The sequence below is a fragment of the Streptosporangium sp. NPDC051023 genome (assembly GCF_040689595.1).
Classification (GTDB): domain Bacteria; phylum Actinomycetota; class Actinomycetes; order Streptosporangiales; family Streptosporangiaceae; genus Streptosporangium.
Genome location: NZ_JBFBCE010000041.1, coordinates 23,207 through 42,471, shown reverse-complemented (window position 1 = coordinate 42,471; position 19,265 = coordinate 23,207). Strand labels below are relative to the sequence as shown.

Below are 19,265 nucleotides of genomic sequence, written 5' to 3'. Positions count from 1 at the left end.
ACGAAATACTTCCGCACTACCGGCCGCGCAGGTTATTGTCCGTGATCAAAGCCCTCTCGTGCATTCGGAGCCACCCTGCCGCAGGGAAGCGGCAACCGGGTGGTCAGAACGAATTAACGGGATGTTCGGTCCCCTGGTCTGCGTGCGGAGATTACGGCAAGGCCCGGCCGAACCATAGATCTTCCGCGGCAAAGCTAACACACGTCTCCGGCCGCCGCTGGCGGCCCGTTTTCGGGATACCGGGAATTGGGACGGCTGATTCCTCCGCTCCGCCTGAGAAAATTAGCATTTTCATAGTAGGGATAGGGGGAAATGGTGGGGGGCTTTGGCGATTCACCAGGGCCGGAGTCGGTCCTCGAAGCGTCGAAAGCCGTTTTCGGCGGCCGTAAAATGCGAGCCACACTCAATTACGGGCGGCAGTGATATTTTATCGTCCCGGTCAATTTCCGTCGTCCGATTTTGTGGGCATGGAGCGATCGCCCCCTTACTCGACGCAGTTCCCGTGGCGTGGGCCGCTGTTCGGCAGGGCTGGTCTGCAAGGGCCATCGTGTGCTCTGAACTGCAAAAATCGGTGAAAGCTCAGATTTTCTGAGAGCGTGGAAGGCGGGGGAGGCCGCCCTGCGGCGAGGGGGAGGTGTGTCTGCGGATCGGCTTGCGGCGAATGTCGCCCCCATTGCGCGCAGCCATGGAAGGGCGCGTAGGCTGTCGGCGAATGGCGCCTCCCGGCAGGTTACCCGTCTGCCGGTGATTGCCTTGCTTCTGTGCTTTGGAAGTGATCGCGGCGGGTCGGTGGCTCGTGCCGCCGGGACGGAATGAACCCGGATGACCCGGGTGGCCGGCAAACGGGGTGACGGATCACATCGGTTAATGCTCGGCGTGGCGAGCCTGGTCGTTCAATAAACGAAATATGACTGTTGACTCACATCTTGTTTGAAGATTTGACAGGATCGTAAAGTCATGCATAGAGTCCGCACTCAGTGATCTCCCTGTTTTCCAGGTTGCTTTCGACACCCTTCCGGTTTGTTGACGAATGAAAGCCAGCCATCATGAGAAACTTGGATACGGAGCATCTCCTCGATATTTCCGCAGCTCAATTGGGCATGTGGTTCTCTCAGCAGCTCGACCCGGAGAATCCGGCGTTCAGCGGCGCCCAGTACGTCGAGATTCGCGGGGCCATCGACCTGCCGTTGCTCATGGACGTCATGCATGATGTCTGGCTCGAGGTCGAGAGCGTTCAGGTGGCGTTCGCCGACGGCTCGCACGGCCCCCGGCAGATTCGGAAACGCGGCTTCGGCGGGGTCCACCACGCCGACGTCAGCTCGGAACCGGACCCGCGCGCCGCCGTCATGTCCTGGATCGGTGAGGAGATGCGCCGCCCGATCCGGCTCACCACCGGCGAGCCCCTGGCCACGACGGCCGCCTTCAGGCTCGCCGAGGACCACTTCATCGTGGTCACGCGCGGCCACCACATCGTGATGGACGGATACTCCTCCGGGCTCGTCGCCATGCGCGGAGCGGCGAGGTACACGCAGCTCGTGACGGGAGGCGGCGAAACCGAGCCGTTCGGCCCCGCCGACTGCCTGACGGCCGCGGCCAGGGACTATCGGGACTCGGCGGAACACGAGCGGGACCGCGCCTTCTGGCTGGCGCAGTTCGCCGACCGGCCCCAGGTGGTGAGTTTCGCCGACGGCACGGCCAGGCCGTCGCCGACCTTCCTGCGGGAGACCGCGGACGTCCCTCCCGCGATCGCCGACGGCCTGCGCGAACTCGCCCGCAGGGCGGGGACGACGACGTCCGCCGTGCTGTGCGCCGCCGCCGCGCTCTACCTCGCGCACATGCGGGACACCCGAGAGGTCGTGCTCGCCCTGCCCGCCTCCTGCAGGTTCGGCCCCGACATGAAGCGCACCCCCGGCATGGTGATGAACATCCTCCCGCTCCGGATCGAGATCGACCCGGCGGCGAGCTGTCTGGACCTCGTGCGGCAGACCTCGGTTCGCATGCGGGCCGCGCTCAAGCACCAGCGCTACCGCTTCGAGGACCTCGCCCGTGATCTGCGCCTCGGGACCGGTGGGCGGCTGTTCGGGCCGATGGTGAACGTCCTGCCCTATCAGCCGGAACTGTGGTTCGGTGAGCATCGGGGCACCCTTGAGATCCTCTCGAACGGGCCGGTCGACGACCTGAACATCGTCAGCTACAGCGGCGCGGACATCCCCGGGTTGCGGATCTGCCTGGACGCGAACCCGGCGCTCTACCGCCAGGACGAGCTCCGCGCCCACCGCGACCGGTTCGCGAACGTGCTCGCCTCGCTGGCCGGAGCCGACCCCGCGCTGCCCGCGGGCCGGGTCGCCGTCCTCGGCGGCGCCGAACGGGACCACGTGTTGCGCGTGGGCGAGGGAGAGACACGGGAGGTGCCGTGTGACGACGTCGCGGATCTGTTCGAGGCCCAGGCCGCACGCACCCCGCACGCCGTCGCCGTCGTCCACGGCGACGTCGAGCTCTCCTACCGGGAGTTGAACGAGCGGGCCGACCGGCTGGCACGGCGGCTCGTCTCGATGGGCGCGGGCCCCGAGCGGTTCGTGGCACTGGCGATGCCCAGGTCGTCGGAGACGGTGGTCGCGCTGCTGGCCGTACTGAAGACCGGTGCCGCCTACCTGCCCATCGACCTCAACTATCCCGCGGAGCGGATCGCGCTCATGCTCGAGGAGGCCGCACCCGTGCTGGTCCTGACCACCGCGGACGCGAAGGGCCTGCCACCGGGGGCCGGCGGCGCCCCCCGGGTGCCGCTCGACGACGGACGGCCGGCGGCCGAGCCGTCCGGACGCTCCGCCGACGACCTCGCGACCCCGGACAGGAACCCGCTCAACCCCGCGTACGCGATCTACACCTCCGGCTCGACCGGGAGGCCGAAAGGGGTGGTGATCACCCGGGCGGGCATGGCGGACCTGATGGCATGGGCGATCCGCGACCTCGGCGCCGAGGCGCTCCGCCACGTGCTGGCCTCGATCTCGCTCAGCTTCGACCCCTCCGTCGTGGAGATCTTCCCGCCGCTGCTCACCGGAGGGTGCGTCGAGGTGCTCGACAGCCCGCTCACCCTGCGGGAACACGTATGGGAGGGAACGTTCGCCACCAGCGTCGCCTCGATCTTCTCCTCGCTGGCCGCGGACGACTCCTTCGGCCTCGACACGCACACCCTCGGCTTCACCGGTGAAGCGCTGGACCTGGGCGTCGTCGCGCAGGTGCGCGAGCGGGTCAAGGGCTGCCGGATCGCCAACCTGTACGGCCCGACCGAGGTGACCGTCTACGGCGCTGCCTGGTACTCGGGGGAGGAGGAGGTGGTCGCTCCGCCGATCGGGCGGCCGCTGCCGAACACGCGGCTCCGCGTCCTGGACAAGGCGCTGCGCCCGGTGCCCGACGGCGTACTCGGAGAGCTGTACATCGCGGGAAACGGCCTGGCGCGCGGTTACCTCGGCCGACCCGACCTCACCGCGGAGCGCTTCGTGGCCGATCCCTTCGGGCCACCGGGAACGAGGATGTACCGGACCGGTGACCTGGTGCGCAGGCGCGGCGACGGCAACCTCGAGTACGCGGGCCGCACCGACCACCAGGTCAAGGTGCGCGGGTTCCGGGTCGAGCTCGGCGAGATCGAGAGCGTGCTCGGCGCACAGCCGGGCGTGGCCAAGGCGGCGGTGCTCGCCCACGACCACGCCGCGGGCGGCGTCCAGCTCGTGGGCTATGTCCTGCCGCTGCCCGGCGCGGAACTGCACATCGACACCCTCCGCGACGACGTGGCGCGGATCCTGCCGGACTACATGGTGCCCGCCGAGTTCATGGTGCTCGACGAGCTCCCGCTGAACCCGAACGGCAAGCTGGACCGCAGGGCGCTGCCCGTGCCCGAGACACGCCCCGGCACCGCGCGCGACCTTCCGCGCACCCCGGAGGAGGAGAGGCTCTGCGCGCTGTTCGCGGAGACGCTGGGCCGTCACGAGGTCGGCGTCACCGACGACTTCTTCGCGATGGGCGGAGACTCCCTCCTCGCCACGAAGCTGCTGAGCCGGGTGCGCGCAACCCTGGGCAGCGAGCTGGACATCCGTGACTTCTTCAACGCCCCGACGGTGACGGGGGTCGACACGGCGATACGGGCCGCGGGCGGGAAGACCGCGCGGCCACGACCGGCGTTGCGCCCGCGTCCGCGCACAGCCGAGGAGGTCGCGTGATCCCGCTCTCCTACGCCCAGCGGCGCCTGTGGTTCATGAACCAGATCGAGGGCACGCGCGCCGCCTACAACATCCCCATCCTGATCCGGCTCTCCGGCGAACTGGACAGGGACGCGCTCGCCGCCGCCCTCACCGACGTGGTGAACCGGCACGAGTCGCTCCGCACGATCTTCCCCGACACCGGGGAGGGCCCGTGCCAGCGCGTCCTGCCTGCCTCCGGCACCCACGCGGGCATCCCCGTCGTCGAGGTCGGGGAGGCCGGGTTGGACGCGGCCGTCGCGGCCGAGGCGGCGAAGGAGTTCGACGTCACCGCGGAGCCGCCGCTGCGAGCGACCCTGTTCGCGATCGGCGCCACCGACCACGCACTGCTCGTCGTGCTCCACCACATCGCCGCGGACGGCTGGTCGATGGCGCCGCTCGCCAGGGACATGACGCTGGCCTACCACGCGCGGAGCCAGGGCGTGGCTCCCGGGTGGGAACCCCTCCCCGTCCAGTACGCGGACTACACGCTCTGGCAGCGCGAGCTCCTGGGAGAAAAGGAGGACCCGGCCAGTCTCGCCGCCGCGCAGCTCGCCCACTGGCGGGACGCACTCGAGGGAGTCCCCGACGAGCTCTCCCTGACGGTCGACCGGCCTGCCCACGCGGACGAGCGGGAACGCCGCGCGGGGGAGGTGCGTTTCACGCTCGGCACGGCTCCGCACCGGGCGCTCGCCGACCTGGCCGCCGCGAACGGGGCGACCCTGTTCATGGTGGCGCACGCGGGCCTGGCCGCGCTCCTCACCCGGCTCGGCGCGGGCACCGACATTCCGATCGGCACCCCGATCGCGGGCCGCACCGAGGAGGCGCTCGACGACCTCGTCGGCTTTTTCGTCAACACCCTGGTCGTACGGGTCGGCACCGAGGGGGACCCGACCTTTCTCGAACTGCTGCGCCGGGTACGGCACAGCGCGCTCGACGCCTACGCCAACCAGGACCTCCCGTTCGAGCGCCTGGTCGAGGAGCTGAACCCGGCGCGCTCCGCCGACCGCCACCCGCTGTTCCAGATGATGCTCGCCGTACAGAACAACGCCGAGCCCGTCGCCGAACTGCCCGGCCTGCGGATCGAGTTCGGTGAGGTCGCCCCCGTCACCTCCAGGTTCGACCTGCAACTGCACCTGCGGGAGCGGTTCGCGCAGGACGGGGCGCCCCGCGGTGTCGAGGCGACCCTCGTCTACAACCGCGACCGTTTCGACGCCGCCACGGCGTCCAGCATCGCCAGGAGTTACGCGCGCCTCCTCGAAACGGTCGCCGTTCACCCGGAGTCGCCGCTCGGCCGCATCGACCTCCTCGACCCCACCGAGCACGCCCGCCTGCTCAAGGCGGGAACGGGAGCGGCCGTCCCGCTGCCGGACACGACCTACCCCGCCCTCTTCGAGGAGCAGGTCCGGCGCGCCCCGGACAGCATCGCGGTGACCGGCGGCGGGGTCGAGCTGACCTACGCCGAGCTGAACGCCCGCGCCAACCGGCTGGCCCGCCACCTCCTGCGGCTCGGCGCCCGGCGTGAACGCCTGGTCGCCGTCGCGATGCCCCGCTCCGCCGACCTGGTCGTCACGCTGCTGGCCGTGCTGAAGGCGGGAGCCGCCTACGTGCCCGTCGACCCCGGCTACCCGGCAGAGCGGATCTCCCTCATCCTGGCGGACGCCGACCCGGCGGTCGTGCTCACCACAGCCGACCTGATCGGCCGCCTGCCGGAGAGCGTGCGAGCCCGCGCCGTCGCCGTCGACCAGCGCGACGTCGCCCGCGAGTCCGCAGCCGACCTGGACGCCTCCGACTACGAGACCGTGCCGCATCCGGCGAACCCGGCATACGTGATCTACACCTCGGGCTCGACCGGGACGCCGAAGGGCGTGGTGGTCGAACACCGGTCCCTCTGCCTGTACGCGCGCTACGCCGGCGCCTCCTACCCCGCCATGCGGGGCACCACGACCTGGCACGCCACGGTCGCCTTCGACGCCTCCGTCTCCAGCATCTACCCGCCGCTCCTCAGCGGCGGCCGGGTGCAGGCGGCCGAGCTGACCGCCGCGATCACGGGCCCCAGGCCGACCTTCATGAAGGTGACGCCCAGCCACCTGCCGCTGCTCGCCACGCTGCCGGAGCGGGTCTCCCCCGAGCGGACGCTCATGGTCGGCGGGGAGGCCCTCGTCGCCGAGGCGATCGCGCCCTGGCGGGAACGCCATCCCGGCACGGCCGTGATCAACGCGTACGGGCCGACCGAGACGACCGTCAACTGCCTCGAACACCGCATTGAGCCGGGAGCGGCGCTCGAGCCCGGACCGGTGCCGATCGGCAGGCCGTACTGGAACACCTCGGTCTACGTCCTGGACCGGTGGCTGCGCCCCGTACCGCCCGGCGTCGCCGGAGAGCTGTATGTCGGCGGTGGCCTGCTGGCCAGGGGCTACCTCGGAAGGCCGGGCCTGAGCGCGGAGCGATTCGTCGCCGACCCGTTCGGGCGGCCGGGCGCCCGCATGTACCGGACCGGGGACCTGGTCAGGTGGCGCGACGACGACCAGCTCGAATACCTCGGCAGGGCCGACGACCAGGTGAAGATCAGAGGCCACCGCATCGAGCCCGGCGAGATCGAGGCGGCACTGGCCCGCCGGCCCGAGGTGGCCAGGGCGGTCGTGGTCGTGCGTGAGGACCAGGCCGGTGACCAGCGCCTCGTCGGCTATGTCGAGGCGACAGCCGGCACGGCCCCCGATCCCGCCGAGCTGCGCGAGCGGCTCGCGGAGGCGCTCCCGGCCGTCATGGTGCCCGCCGTGGTCGTCGTGCTGCCCGCGCTTCCGCTGACCCCGAACGGAAAGCTGGACCGCAAGGCGCTGCCCAGGCCCGACTACGCGGCCCGAGTCTCGGAGGGAGAGGCCCGCACCCCGCAGGAGGAGATCCTCTGCTCCGTCTTCGCCGAGCTTCTCGACCTCCCGTCCGTCGGCGTCACCGACGACTTCTTCACCCTCGGCGGGCACTCGCTGCTCGCCACCAGGCTGACCAACCGCATCAGGTCGGTCTTCGGGGTCGAACTTCCCCTGCGCGCCGTCTTCGACGACGCGTCCCCCGCCGGGATCGCCGCCAGGCTGGAGTCGGCGACGCGGACGCGCGCGCAGCTGCGCCGCATGCCCCGCCCCGCCTTCGTCCCGCTGTCCTTCGCCCAGCGCCGCCTGTGGTTCCTCAGCCGGATGACACGGACGGGCGCGAGCTACAACGTGGTGCGCGCCCTGCGGATCAGGGGCGACCTCGACAGGGACGCGCTGGCCGCCGCGCTGCGCGACGTGGTCGTCAGGCACGAGTCGCTGCGGACCTGCTTCCCCGAGCAGGACGGAGAGCCGTACCAGCGGATCATCCCGCCGGAGTCCGTCGGCGACGTCCTCACCGTCGCGAGGCCGGACGCGGGGGCCGTCGCCGAGGCGGTGGCGGACGCCGCGTCCCAGCCCTTCGACCTCGCCGTGGACCTGCCGATCCGCGGGGTGCTGCTGGAGATCTCGCCCTCGGAGCACGTGCTGGCGCTGATCTGGCACCACATCGCGGGCGACGGCTGGTCACTCGCGCCGCTGGCCCGCGACCTGGCCACCGCCTACCTGGCACGGGAACAGGGCGAGCCGCCCGCCTGGACGCCGCTGGCCGTCCAGTACGCCGACTACACCCTCTGGCAGCGTGAGATGCTCGGCGGCGAGGACGATCCCGGCGCGCCGCTGGCCGAACAGCTCGCCTACTGGCGCCGCACGCTGGCCGGGGCGCCGGAGGAGCTCGCGCTCCCGGCGGACAGGCCGCGCCCCCCGCAGGCGAGCTTCCGCGGATCGACCGCGGAGATCACCCTCGACGCGCAGACGCACCGGCTGCTGCTGCGGCTGGCCCGTGAGAACGGCGTCACGCTTTTCATGGTCATGCAGAGCGCGGTCGCCGCGCTGCTGACGCGGCTGGGCGCGGGCACCGACCTGCCGCTGGGCAGCCCGGTCGCGGGACGCAGGGACGAGGCGCTCAACGACCTCGTCGGCTTCTTCGTCAACACCCTGGTCTCGCGCGTCGACACCTCGGGCGACCCCCGGTTCGTCGACCTGCTGGCCAGGGTCAGGGAGACGGCGCTCGGCGCGTACGCCAACCAGGACGTCCCGTTCGAGCGGCTCGTCGAGGAGCTGCGCCCGACCCGGTCACTGGCGAGACACCCCCTGTTCCAGGTCTTCACCGCCCTGCAGAACAACGCGGAGGCCGTCGTCGGCGGTGAGGGAATGGAGGTCGTCGTCGAGCCAGAGTCGGCGGACACCAGCAAGTTCGACCTCGCCTTCAACCTCCGCGAGCACCTCACGAAGGAGCGCGGCCCCGCGGGCCTGACCGGTGTGCTCGAGTACAGCACCGACCTCTTCGACGCCGAGACCGCGCAGGACGTCGCACGCGGGCTCGTCCGGGTGTTCGAGGCGGTCGTGGCCGACCCGGCCCAGCCCATCGGCACGCTCGAACCGCTCGCGGACGACGAGCGCGAGCGGCTGACCTCAGGAGGCGGGGGAGCGTACCATCCGCACGGGCCGCGAAACGGGACGCTGCACGAGGCGTTCAGGCGGCGGGCCGAGACGGCCCCCGGCGCGTACGCGGTGAGCGCGGGAGGGCGGCGGCTGACGTACCGGGAGGTCGACCGGCGCTCCGACCTGCTGGCCCGCGACCTGATTCGGCGAGGGGTGCGCGCGGAGGACCCGGTCGCGATCCTGCAGGAGCGCTCCGCCGAACTGGTCGTCTCCATCCTGGCCGTGCTCAAGGCGGGCGGCTGCTATGTTCCTCTGCACGAGGCGCACCCGGCGGAACGGCTGCGCGGCCTGCTGGCGGACGTGGGCGCCGCCGTACTGCTCGCCGACCCCTCCACGCGCCACCGGGCCGACGAGATCGCGGGCGGCGTCGAGGTCGTCGAGGTCGCTCCCGCGGGTCCGCCGGGAGCCGGTCCCGAGCCCGCCCTGCCCGAGGTCGCGCCGGGGCGGCTCGCCTACACGATGTACACCTCCGGCTCGACCGGCACCCCCAAGGGGGTGGGCGTCACGCACGAGGCCGTACTCACCCTGCTCGCCGACCCCGGCTGGCACCACGGCAACCACGGGCGGGTGCTCCTGCACGCGCCGTACGCCTTCGACATCTCCGACTACGAGATCTGGGCGCCTCTGCTGACCGGCGGCGAGATCGTGATGGCCCCGCCGGGCCGGGTGGACACCGCCGCGCTCGCCGAGATCCTGCGGCACGAGCGGATCACCTCGGCGCACTTCACCGCAGGCCTGTTCAGGCTGGTCGCGGAGGAGATCCCGCAGTGCCTGGCCGGGCTCGCCGAGGTGCTGACCGGCGGCGACGTCGTGGCGCCCGAGGCGGTCGCCAGGGTGCTCGAGCACGCGCCGGGAACGCTGGTCAGCCACCTGTACGGGCCGACCGAGATCACGCTGTGCGCGGTCAGGCACGAACTGCGCGCCCCGCACCCGCAGGGCATGGCGACGGTCCCGCTCGGGCGCCCGATGGCGGGCAGAAGGGTCTACGTCCTGGACGGGCGGCTGCGGCCGTGCCCGCCCGGCGTGATCGGCGAGGTGTACGTCGGCGGCGCCGGGATCGCCAGGGGCTACCGCGGCCTGACGGCCCTGACCGCGGAGCGCTTCGTCGCCGACCCGTACGGCGTGCCCGGCGAGCGGATGTACCGGACCGGCGACCTCGGCCGGTGGAACCGGGCCGGGCTGCTGGAGTTCGCGGGCAGGGCGGACGACCAGATCAAGATCCGCGGATTCCGGATCGAACCGGGAGAGGTGGCCGCCGCGATGGCCGCGCATCCCGGGGTCGGCCACGCGGTCGTGGTCGCCCGCGAGGACCACCTGGGCGAACGGCAGCTGATCGGCTACCTGGTCCCGGCGGATGAGGGCTCCGGGGAAGCCTCGGCGGAGACCGGCGAACACGTCGCGGAATGGGAGCAGATCTACGACACGATGTACGGCCAGGCGCCCGCCGCCGAGTTCGGCGAGGACTTCTCCGGCTGGAACTCCAGCATCGACGGTCGGCCCATCCCCCTGGACGAGATGCGCCGATGGCGGGACGCGACGCTCGAGGGCATCCGCTCCCTGCGGCCGCGCAGGGTCCTGGAGATCGGCGCGGGCAGCGGGCTGATCCTGGCGCACCTGGCGCCCGAATGCGAGGCCTACTGGGCCACGGACTTCTCCGCGGCGGCGGTCGGCGCGCTGGCCGCTGAGGTGAACGCCCGGTCCGGCCTGGTGGGGAAGGTCACCCTGCTGACCCAGCCGGCGGACGTCGTCGCCGGGCTCCCCACAGGCCACTTCGACACGATCGTCGTCAACTCCGTCACGCAGTACTTCCCCGACGCCGGCTACCTCACCCGGGTGCTGGCCGCGGCGACAGGGCTGCTCGCGCCGGGCGGCAGCGTGTACGTGGGCGACGTGCGCAACCTGCGGCTGCTGCGCCGCCTGCACACCGAGATCGTCCTCGCCGCGGACGGCGAGACCGACCCCGCCAGGCTGGCCCAGACGGTCAGCCAGCGCGTGCGGCGCGAGAAGGAACTCCTCCTCGACCCCGACTTCTTCACGGCCCTCCCCGGGTTCACGGGGGTTGACCTGCGGGTCAAGCCCGGCTCGTACGACAACGAGCTGAGCCGCTACCGCTACGACGTCATCCTGCGCACCGCGCAGGCCGGCGCGCTGGTCGGCGCGGAGCGGGCACCGCTGTGGCGCTGGGGGGCCGACGTCGCCGACGAGGCCGCCCTGGCGGAGCGCCTGGCCGCGCTCCGTCCCGAACTGGTCAGGGTCGGCCACGTGCCGAACGGGAGGCTCGGCGAGGGGGTCACGCCGGAGGCCGCGGCCGAGCTCGGCCGTGCCCTGGGCTACCGGACGGCGGTGACCTGGTCGGACACGGGCGAGGACGGCGAGCTCGACCTGCTCCTCTTCACGGGGCCGGAACCCGACAGCGGCGTCTATCTGCCGGGTGACCGGCCCGCCCGCGACCACGCGAACAACCCCGGTGCCTTCCGCGCGGACGCCCGGCTCGTCGCCCGGCTGCGCGGCCATCTCGTCCAGCGGATACCCGACTACATGGTTCCGGCGGCGTTCGTGATCCTGGGCTCCCTCCCGGTGACCCCGAACGGAAAACTGGACCGCGACGCGCTGCCCGCCCCCGAGTTCGGCCCGGCGGCGGCGAGCAGACCACCGAGGACGCCCAGGGAGGAACTCCTGTGCGGACTGTTCGCCGAGGTGCTCGGACTGCCCAGGGTCGGCCTCGACGACAACTTCTTCGACCTCGGCGGTCACTCGCTGCTCGCGACGCGCCTGGTGAACCGGCTCCGCGAGACGCTCAGACTCGACGTCGCGGTCGACGTGGTCTTCAGGGCGCCGACCGTCGCCGACCTGGACGCGCGGCTGGAGTCGGCCGCCGCCGACGCGCACCTCCCGCTGACCCCGAGACCGAGGTCCGGCCCCGTCCCGCTGTCCTACGCGCAGCGCAGGCTCTGGTTCCTGCACCGATTCGAGGGGCGGACGGGCACCTACAACATCCCGGTCGTCATCGACCTGGAGGGCGACCTGGACCGGGCGGCGCTCGAGGCGGCGCTCGGCGACGTCGCCGAGCGGCACGAAAGCCTGCGCACCGTCTTCCGCGATGCCGACGGCGAGCCGTGCCAGATCGTGCTCGAACCGGGGAGCCAGGCGACGCCGCTTCCCGTGACGCCGGTCACCGCCGCGGACCTGCCCGCCGCACTGGCCGGGGAAGCGACCCTCGGGTTCGATCTGGAGGAGGAGCCCCCGCTTCGGGCCCGCCTGTTCGCCCTTTCCGCGGACCGGCACGTCCTGATGCTCGTCCTGCATCACATCGCCGGGGACGGCTGGTCGATGACCCCCCTGGCCAGGGACCTGTGCACCGCCTACGAGGCCAGGCTCGCCGGACGGGAGCCGGGCTTCGCCCCGCTGCCCGTGCAGTACGCCGACTACGCGCTGTGGCAGCGCGAGGTGCTCGGCGACGAGGGCGACCCGCTCAGCCGGATCTCCCGACAGCTGGAGTTCTGGCGCGAGACGCTGTCCGGCGCCCCCGACGAGCTGGCCCTGCCCGCCGACAGGCCACGCCCGGCGTCGGCCGGATACCTGGGCGGAGAGGTCGTCCTCGACCTCGGCACCGACCTGCACGCCCGCATGGCCGGGCTGGCGGCCCGTCACCGCGCGAGCGTCTTTATGGTCCTGCAGGCGGGACTCGCCGCCCTCCTCACCCGCCTGGGCGCCGGTACGGACATCCCCATCGGCAGCCCGGTCGCGGGCCGTACCGACCAGGCGCTCGACGGCCTGGTCGGCTTCTTCGTCAACACCATCGTGCTGCGGACCGACACTTCGGGCGCCCCGAGCTTCGCGGAACTGCTCGAGCGGACACGTGAGGCCGACCTGGCGGCCTACTCCCACCAGGACGTGCCGTTCGAACGGATCGTCGAGGAGTTGAACCCGCCGCGATCCCTGGCGCGGCACCCGCTGTTCCAGGTCATGCTCGCCCTGCAGGCCAGCCAGGAGATGGCCGCCGATCCCAATTCCGGGCTCGACGCCGTCGTCGAGCTGCCCGGACTGCGGGCGAGCTTCCCGGGAATCGGGACGGGAACCGCCAAGTTCGACCTCGCCTTCCACCTCAGGGAGCGGTTCGACGCGAGCGGCCGTCCCGCCGGGCTGCGCGGACGCCTGGAGTACAGCCGCGACCTGTTCGAGCACGCGACCGCCGCCGAGCTGGCGGCCAGGCTGCGCCGTCTGCTCGAGCAGGTCACCGCCGACCCGGAACGGCCCGTCGCCGACGCCGAGATCCTGGACGGGCCTGAGCGGCTTAACCTGCTGGCGCTGGGGTACGGCGCCGCCGCGGAGATCCCCGAGTGGGACTACGCCGACCTCTTCGCCGCGCGGGCCGCCGAGACCCCCGGCTCGGTCGCCGTCGGCTGCGACGGGCGGGAGCTGACCTACGCGGAGCTGAACGCGCGCGCCAACCGGCTGGCCCGCCACCTCGCCGGGCTCGGCGCCGGACCTGAGACGTGCGTCGCTCTCGCGCTGCCGCGCACCGCGGAGACGGTGGTCGCCCTGCTGGCGGTGCTGAAGACCGGCGCCGGGTACCTGCCGATCGACCCGCGCAACCCCGCGGACCGGATCGCCTGGGTGCTGGCGGACGCACGCCCTGTCCTGCTGCTCACCCACGGCGGCGGCACGACGGGGGAGAGGACGGTGGAAAAGGCGGCCCCGGACGGTTCCGCGGCCGTCGTCGCGCCGAGGGACCTGGACGGTTCCGTGGCCATCGCCGTGCCGAGGGGCCTGGACGGTTCCGCGGTCGTCGCCGTGCCGGAGGTGGACCTGGACGATCCCGAGGTCGCCGCGGCCGTGACCGCCCAGCCGTCCCACGACGTCGTCGCCGACGGCCTCAACCCGCTCAACGCCGCCTACACGATCTACACGTCCGGGTCGACGGGCACCCCGAAGGGGGTCGTGGTCTCTCGGCGCGGCATGCTGAACCTGGTCAGGTGGGCACTGGACACCTTCGGCGGGGACGGCCTCGCCCGGGTGCTCGCCTCGACCTCCTTCAGCTTCGACGTCTCGGTCTTCGAGATCTTCGCCCCGCTGCTCGCGGGCGGCCGGATCGACCTGGTCGAGGACGCCCTCGCACTGGCCGACAGGCCGTGGTCCGGCACGCTCCTCAGCGGGGTTCCCTCCGTCCTCGCGACGCTCGCCTCCGGGGCACGTCCGGACACCGTCCTCGACGGCACCGTGGTGCTGGCGGGAGAGGCCCTGTCCGGGCAGGTGGCCGCCAAGGTGGGCGCCTGGCTTCCCGGCGGACGTCTCGCCAACATCTACGGCCCGACCGAGGCCACGGTGTACGCGACCGCCTGGTTCTCCTCGGGGGAGACGGTGGTGGCGGCGCCGCCGATCGGCAGGCCGCTGCCGAACACCAGGACCTACGTCCTGGACGCGAACCTGCGCCCGGTGCCCGCCGGGGTCCGCGGCGAGTTGTACCTGGCGGGTGAAGGGCTCGCGCGCGGATACCTGAACCGCCCCGCGCGGACCGCGGAGCGGTTCGTCGCGGACCCGTTCGGTCCACCGGGGGCACGCATGTACCGGACCGGCGACCTGGCGAGGTGGCGCCGCGACGGGAACCTGGACTACCTGGGCAGGGCCGACCAGCAGGTGAAGATCCGCGGGTTCCGCATCGAGCCGGGAGAGGTCGAGGCCGCCCTCGCCGCCTGCCCCGGCGTGGCGCAGGCCGTGGTCACGGTCCGCGGGGACGACGGGGCGGGTGAGCCGCGGCTGGTCGGATACGTGGTGCCCGACCCCGGGACGGAGACGGACCCGGCGGCCCTGCGCCGCAGGCTCTCCCGCACGCTGCCGGAACACCTGGTGCCGAGCGCGGTCGTGCCGCTCGGCGCGCTCCCGCTGACCCCGAACGGGAAACTGGACCGCGACGCCCTGCCCGCGCCCTCCTTCGGCGGGAGGACACGGCCGCTGCCCGGCGATGAGACGGGACCGCTTGCCGGAGAGGAGACGTGGGGCCTGCCCGGCGGTGAGGCGGGGCCGCGCAGGACGCGGACCCCGCAGCAGGACCTCATGTGCGGCCTGTTCGCCGCGGTCCTCGACGTTCCCGACGCGGACCCCGACGATGACTTCTTCGAGCTGGGCGGCCACTCGCTGCTGGCCATGCGGCTCGTGAGCAGGGTCAGGACCGCCTTCGGCGCGGAGCTGAGCGTCCGCGCCGTGTTCGAGTCGCCCACCGCCAACGGGCTGCTGGCGACACTGGACATGGCCGGAACGGCACAGGCCGTGCTGCGCCGTCGCGAGCGGCCCGCGCGGGTGCCGCTGTCCTTCGGCCAGCGCCGGCTGTGGTTCCTGAACCGGCTCGACCCGGACGGCGCCGCCTACAACCTGCCGTTGGTCACGCGCCTGACGGGAGAGCTGGACCACGGAGCCCTCGCCGCCGCGCTCGGCGACGTGGCCGGCCGCCACGAGTCGCTGCGCACGATCTTCCCCGAGGCGGACGGCGAGCCGTACCAGGAGGTCCTCGAAGGAGCCCGGCCTGACCTGCAGATGGTCGGGTGCGAGGCGGACGGCCTGCGCGACGCGGTCTCCGCGATCGTCACCAAGGGCTTCGACCTCACCTCAGAACCGCCGGTGCGCGCTACGCTGCTGGCCCTCTCACCGTCGGAACACGTGCTGGTGCTCGTGTTCCACCACATCGCCGCGGACGGGTGGTCGCTCGGGCCGCTCAACCGGGACCTGACCACCGCCTACCTGGCCAGGGCCGCGGGCTCGGCCCCCGGCTGGCGGCCGCTGCCGGTGCAGTACGCCGACTACGCGCTGTGGCAGCGCGAGCTGCTCGGCGATCCGGCCGACCCGGAGAGCCTCCTCACCCGTGGGCTCGCGTTCTGGAAGGCGGCGCTCGCCGCGGCGCCCCCCGAGCTGCCGCTGCCCGCGGACCGGCCGAGGCCCGCCGTGGCGAGCCACCGCGGTGCGGAGATCGTCCTGGATTACGGCGCCGAGCTACACCGGCGGCTCGTCGCGCTGGCCCGTGAGCACGACGCCAGTGTGTTCATGGTGCTGCACGCCGCCCTGGCCGCCCTGCTCACCAGGCTGGGTGGCGGCACGGACATCGTCGTGGGAAGCCCCGTCGCGGGCCGTACCGACGAGGCGACCGAGGACCTCGTCGGATTCTTCGCCAACACGCTGGCGCTGCCCGTCGACACCTCGGGCGACCCGGGCTTCGCCGACCTGCTGGTCCGGGTCCGTGAGACGGCCCTGGCCGCGTACGCCAACCAGGACGTGCCGTTCGAGCATCTGGTCGAGGCGCTCAAGCCGGAGCGCACGCTGTCCAGCCACCCGCTGTTCCAGGTCCTGCTGGCGGTGCAGCGCGCCGCGCCCGCGCGGGCCGAGATGGGCGCGCTGCGCGCCGAACCCCTCCAGGCGAGCGCTTCGGCGGCCAAGTTCGACCTGGAGTTCGGGTTCACCGAGCTGTTCACGCCCGACGGGCGGCCCGACGGCCTGCGGGCCGCCCTCGTCTACGCGACCGAGCTGTTCGACGCAGGTACGGCCCAGGCCGTCGTGGAACGGCTCCGCGTCCTCGTCGAGGCCGTCGCGGCCGACCCGGCGGTCAGGATCGGGGAGATCCGGCTCCTCGGCGACCACGAGCTGGAGCGGTTGCTCCCACGCCACCCGGCTCCGTCGGCGCGGGCGGGAGAGGAGACGCTGCCCGAGCTGTTCGAGGCCGGGGTCGCGGCCCGCCCCGAGGGCACGGCTCTGATCTCCGACGGCCTGACGCTCAGTTACGCCGAGCTCGACGCGCGCGCCAACCGGCTCGCCCACCACCTGATCGGCCTGGGAGCCGGGCCGGAGCGGATCGTCGCGATCGCACTGCCCCGTTCCGCCCACTGGCCGGTCGCGGTCCTCGCCGTGCTCAAGGCCGGTGGCGCCTACCTCCCGATCGACCCCGAGTACCCGGCGCGGCGGATCCAGGGCATGCTGAACGGCGCCGCCCCCGACCTGGTGCTCTCCGACCGGGAGACCGCGGCCGCCCTGAGGCTCCCGCCGGCCACGGTCCTGCTGGACGAGCCTGTGACCGAGGACCTCATCGGCGCCCGTCCTGCGTACCCGCCGACCGACGCCGACCGCCGCTGCCCGCTGCTGCCCTCGCATCCGGCCTACGTCATCTACACGTCGGGGTCGACCGGCAGGCCGAGGGGCGTGGTCGTGACGCACACGGGCGTGCCGGACCTGGTCGCGTCGCAGATCGAGCGGTTCGCCGTCACCCGGGACAGCCGGGTCCTGCAGTTCGCCTCCCCGAGCTTCGACGCCGCCTTCGCCGAGCTGGCCGTGACTCTGCTCGCGGGCGCGGCCCTGGTGGTCGCCCCCGCGGAGGACCTGATGCCCGGCTTCCCGCTGACCGCCCTGATCGAGCGGTTCGAGGTGACGCACGTCACGTTGCCGCCCAGCGCGCTCGCCCTGCTCGAGCCCGCCGCTCTCGCCTCGGTGACCACGCTGGCCGTCGCGGGCGAGACGGTGCCTGCGACGACGGCGGAGCGGTGGTCACGGGGCCGCAGGATGATCAACGCGTACGGCCCGACGGAGACCACGGTGTGCGCCGCGATGAGCGCCCCCCTGACCGGACCGGGCCACCCGATCGGAAGACCCGTCTCAGGCGCCAGGGTCTACGTGCTGGACGCGGCCCTGCGGCCCGTTCCGCCGGGCACCGTGGGAGAGCTGTACGTCACCGGGCCCGGACTCGCCCGCGGCTACCTGCGCCGCCCGGAGCTGACCGCCCAGCGTTTCGTCGCCGACCCGTACGGCGCGCCCGGCGAGCGGATGTACCGGACCGGGGACCTGGCACGCTGGGACGCTTCCGGCGACCTGCACTTCGCGGGCAGGGCGGACCGGCAGATCAAGCTCCGCGGCTTCAGAGTCGAGCCCGGCGAGGTCGAGGCCGCGCTCCTGCGCGAGCCCGCCGTGGCGAGCGCGGCGGTCATGGTCCGCGAGGACCGTCCCGGCGACCGCCGCCTGGTCGGCTACGTGGTGCCGGTCGCCGGAGCCGACGTCGACGTGGCGCGGACACGCGAGCGGCTGGCCGCGGAACTACCGCACCACATGGTCCCCGGCACGCTGGTACGGCTGGACGCGCTGCCGCTGACGCCCAGCGGAAAGCTGGACCGCAGGGCACTCCCCGCCCCGGAGGCCACGCGCGGACACGCCCCAGGGGAGGCAGGGAGCCCGCGCGAGGCCCTGCTGTGCGCGATGTTCGCCGAGGTCCTCGGGATCTCCCCGGTCGGCCCGCACGACCGGTTCTTCGAGCTGGGCGGTCACTCGCTGCTCGCGATGCGGCTGGTGACGCGCGTCCGCGAGGTCTTCGGCGCCGAGCTCGCGCTCAGGACGCTCTTCCTGGCGCAGAGCCCGGCCGAGCTGGCGGCGGCGCTGGGCGAGGAAACCCGGGCGCCGCGCGGCGAGATCCGGGAAGGAGAGATCGACGCCGTCTTCCCGATCAGGGCGGAGGGGACGGCGCCACCGCTGTTCTGCCTGCCTCCCGCGGCAGGGCTGTCCTGGTGCTTCGCCGGGCTCGCCGGGAGCCTGCCGCAGGGGCGCCCGATCTACGGGCTGCAGGCACCGGGGATCGACGGCGGCAGGCCCGCCTCCTCGGTCGAGGAGATGGCCGACGCCTACGTGGCGAGGATTCGCGCCGTGCGGCCGCACGGGCCGTACCACCTGCTCGGCTGGTCGGTCGGAGGGATCGTCGCGCACGAGGTCGCGGTACGGCTCCGGCAGGAGGGCGAGCCGGTGGGACTGCTGGCGCTGCTGGACGCCTACCCACTCGACGGCGAGCCGCCTCCCCCCGCCGCGGACCTCGGGGCCGACCTCGGCGCGGACGCGCTGTGGCGGGAGGGCGGCCTGACCTGGCAGAGCGGGCACGAGGACCTGCTGGAGGCGGTGGCCGCCGTCTACCGGGCGAGCGTGCAGGCCGCGCACGCGTTCCGGCCGGGACTCTTCGACGGGCGGCTCGTGCATGTGGCCGCCGCGGCCGGGCGCGGGCAGGCGGAGGCCGCCAAGGCGTGGACGCCGCACACCACCCGGCCGGTCCTGACCCACGAGGTCGCGTGCGCGCACCACGAGATGACGCTTCCCGGGCCGCTCGAGGTCGTCTCCGCCATCGTCGCCGCCGAGCTGGCGGAGGCGGAGGCGGACACGCCGGAGACGGATCCGGCGGCGACACCCACGGCACCTGTCGCATCGGTGACATCAGATCAGTGACATCAGAGAGGAAGTGACGTTCCTTGTCCAATCCGTTCGAGGAAGAAAACGGTTCCTACCTCGTGCTCGTCAACGACGAGGGCCAGTACTCGCTGTGGCCGGAGTTCGCCGAGGTCCCCGCGGGCTGGACGGTCGCGCACGGCCCCGACGGGCGGCAGGCCTGCCTGGACCGTGTCACCGAGCTGTGGACCGACATGCGGCCCAAGAGCCTGATCGACGTTCAGCCATGAGCCGGGCTGGGCGCGTGCCCGCGCGGCAAGTCCTAACTGGG

3 protein-coding genes are annotated in these 19,265 nt (G+C 72.7%); all 3 read left to right on the top strand.

Translation table 11 applies throughout. From position 1 onward, the window contains the following. Nucleotides 1-1,046 precede the first annotated feature (1,046 nt). From AB0395_RS25855 to AB0395_RS25845, 3 genes are read left to right on the top strand one after another with little or no spacing between them, the layout of a single operon-like run. Entirely contained in the window at nt 1,047-4,214 is a 3,168-nt protein-coding gene (locus AB0395_RS25855; RefSeq protein ID WP_366284781.1) for an amino acid adenylation domain-containing protein, read from the top strand. Next, nucleotides 4,211-18,994: an amino acid adenylation domain-containing protein gene (locus AB0395_RS25850; RefSeq protein WP_366284779.1), complete on the top strand. Its 14,784-nt coding sequence runs from the start codon at nt 4,211-4,213 to the stop codon at nt 18,992-18,994. The genes AB0395_RS25855 and AB0395_RS25850 overlap by 4 nt, the downstream gene beginning before the upstream one ends. A gap of 23 nt (nt 18,995-19,017) precedes the next feature. After that, complete coding sequence (locus tag AB0395_RS25845) at nt 19,018-19,224, top strand: MbtH family protein (RefSeq protein WP_366284778.1); 207 nt, start codon at nt 19,018-19,020, stop codon at nt 19,222-19,224. The last annotated feature ends 41 nt before the right edge of the window (nt 19,225-19,265 follow it).

Coding starts and splice junctions, on each gene's coding strand:
- AB0395_RS25855 (WP_366284781.1), top strand. CDS start 1,047: ATGAGAAACTTGGATACGGAGCATCTCCTCGATATTTCCGCAGCTCAA.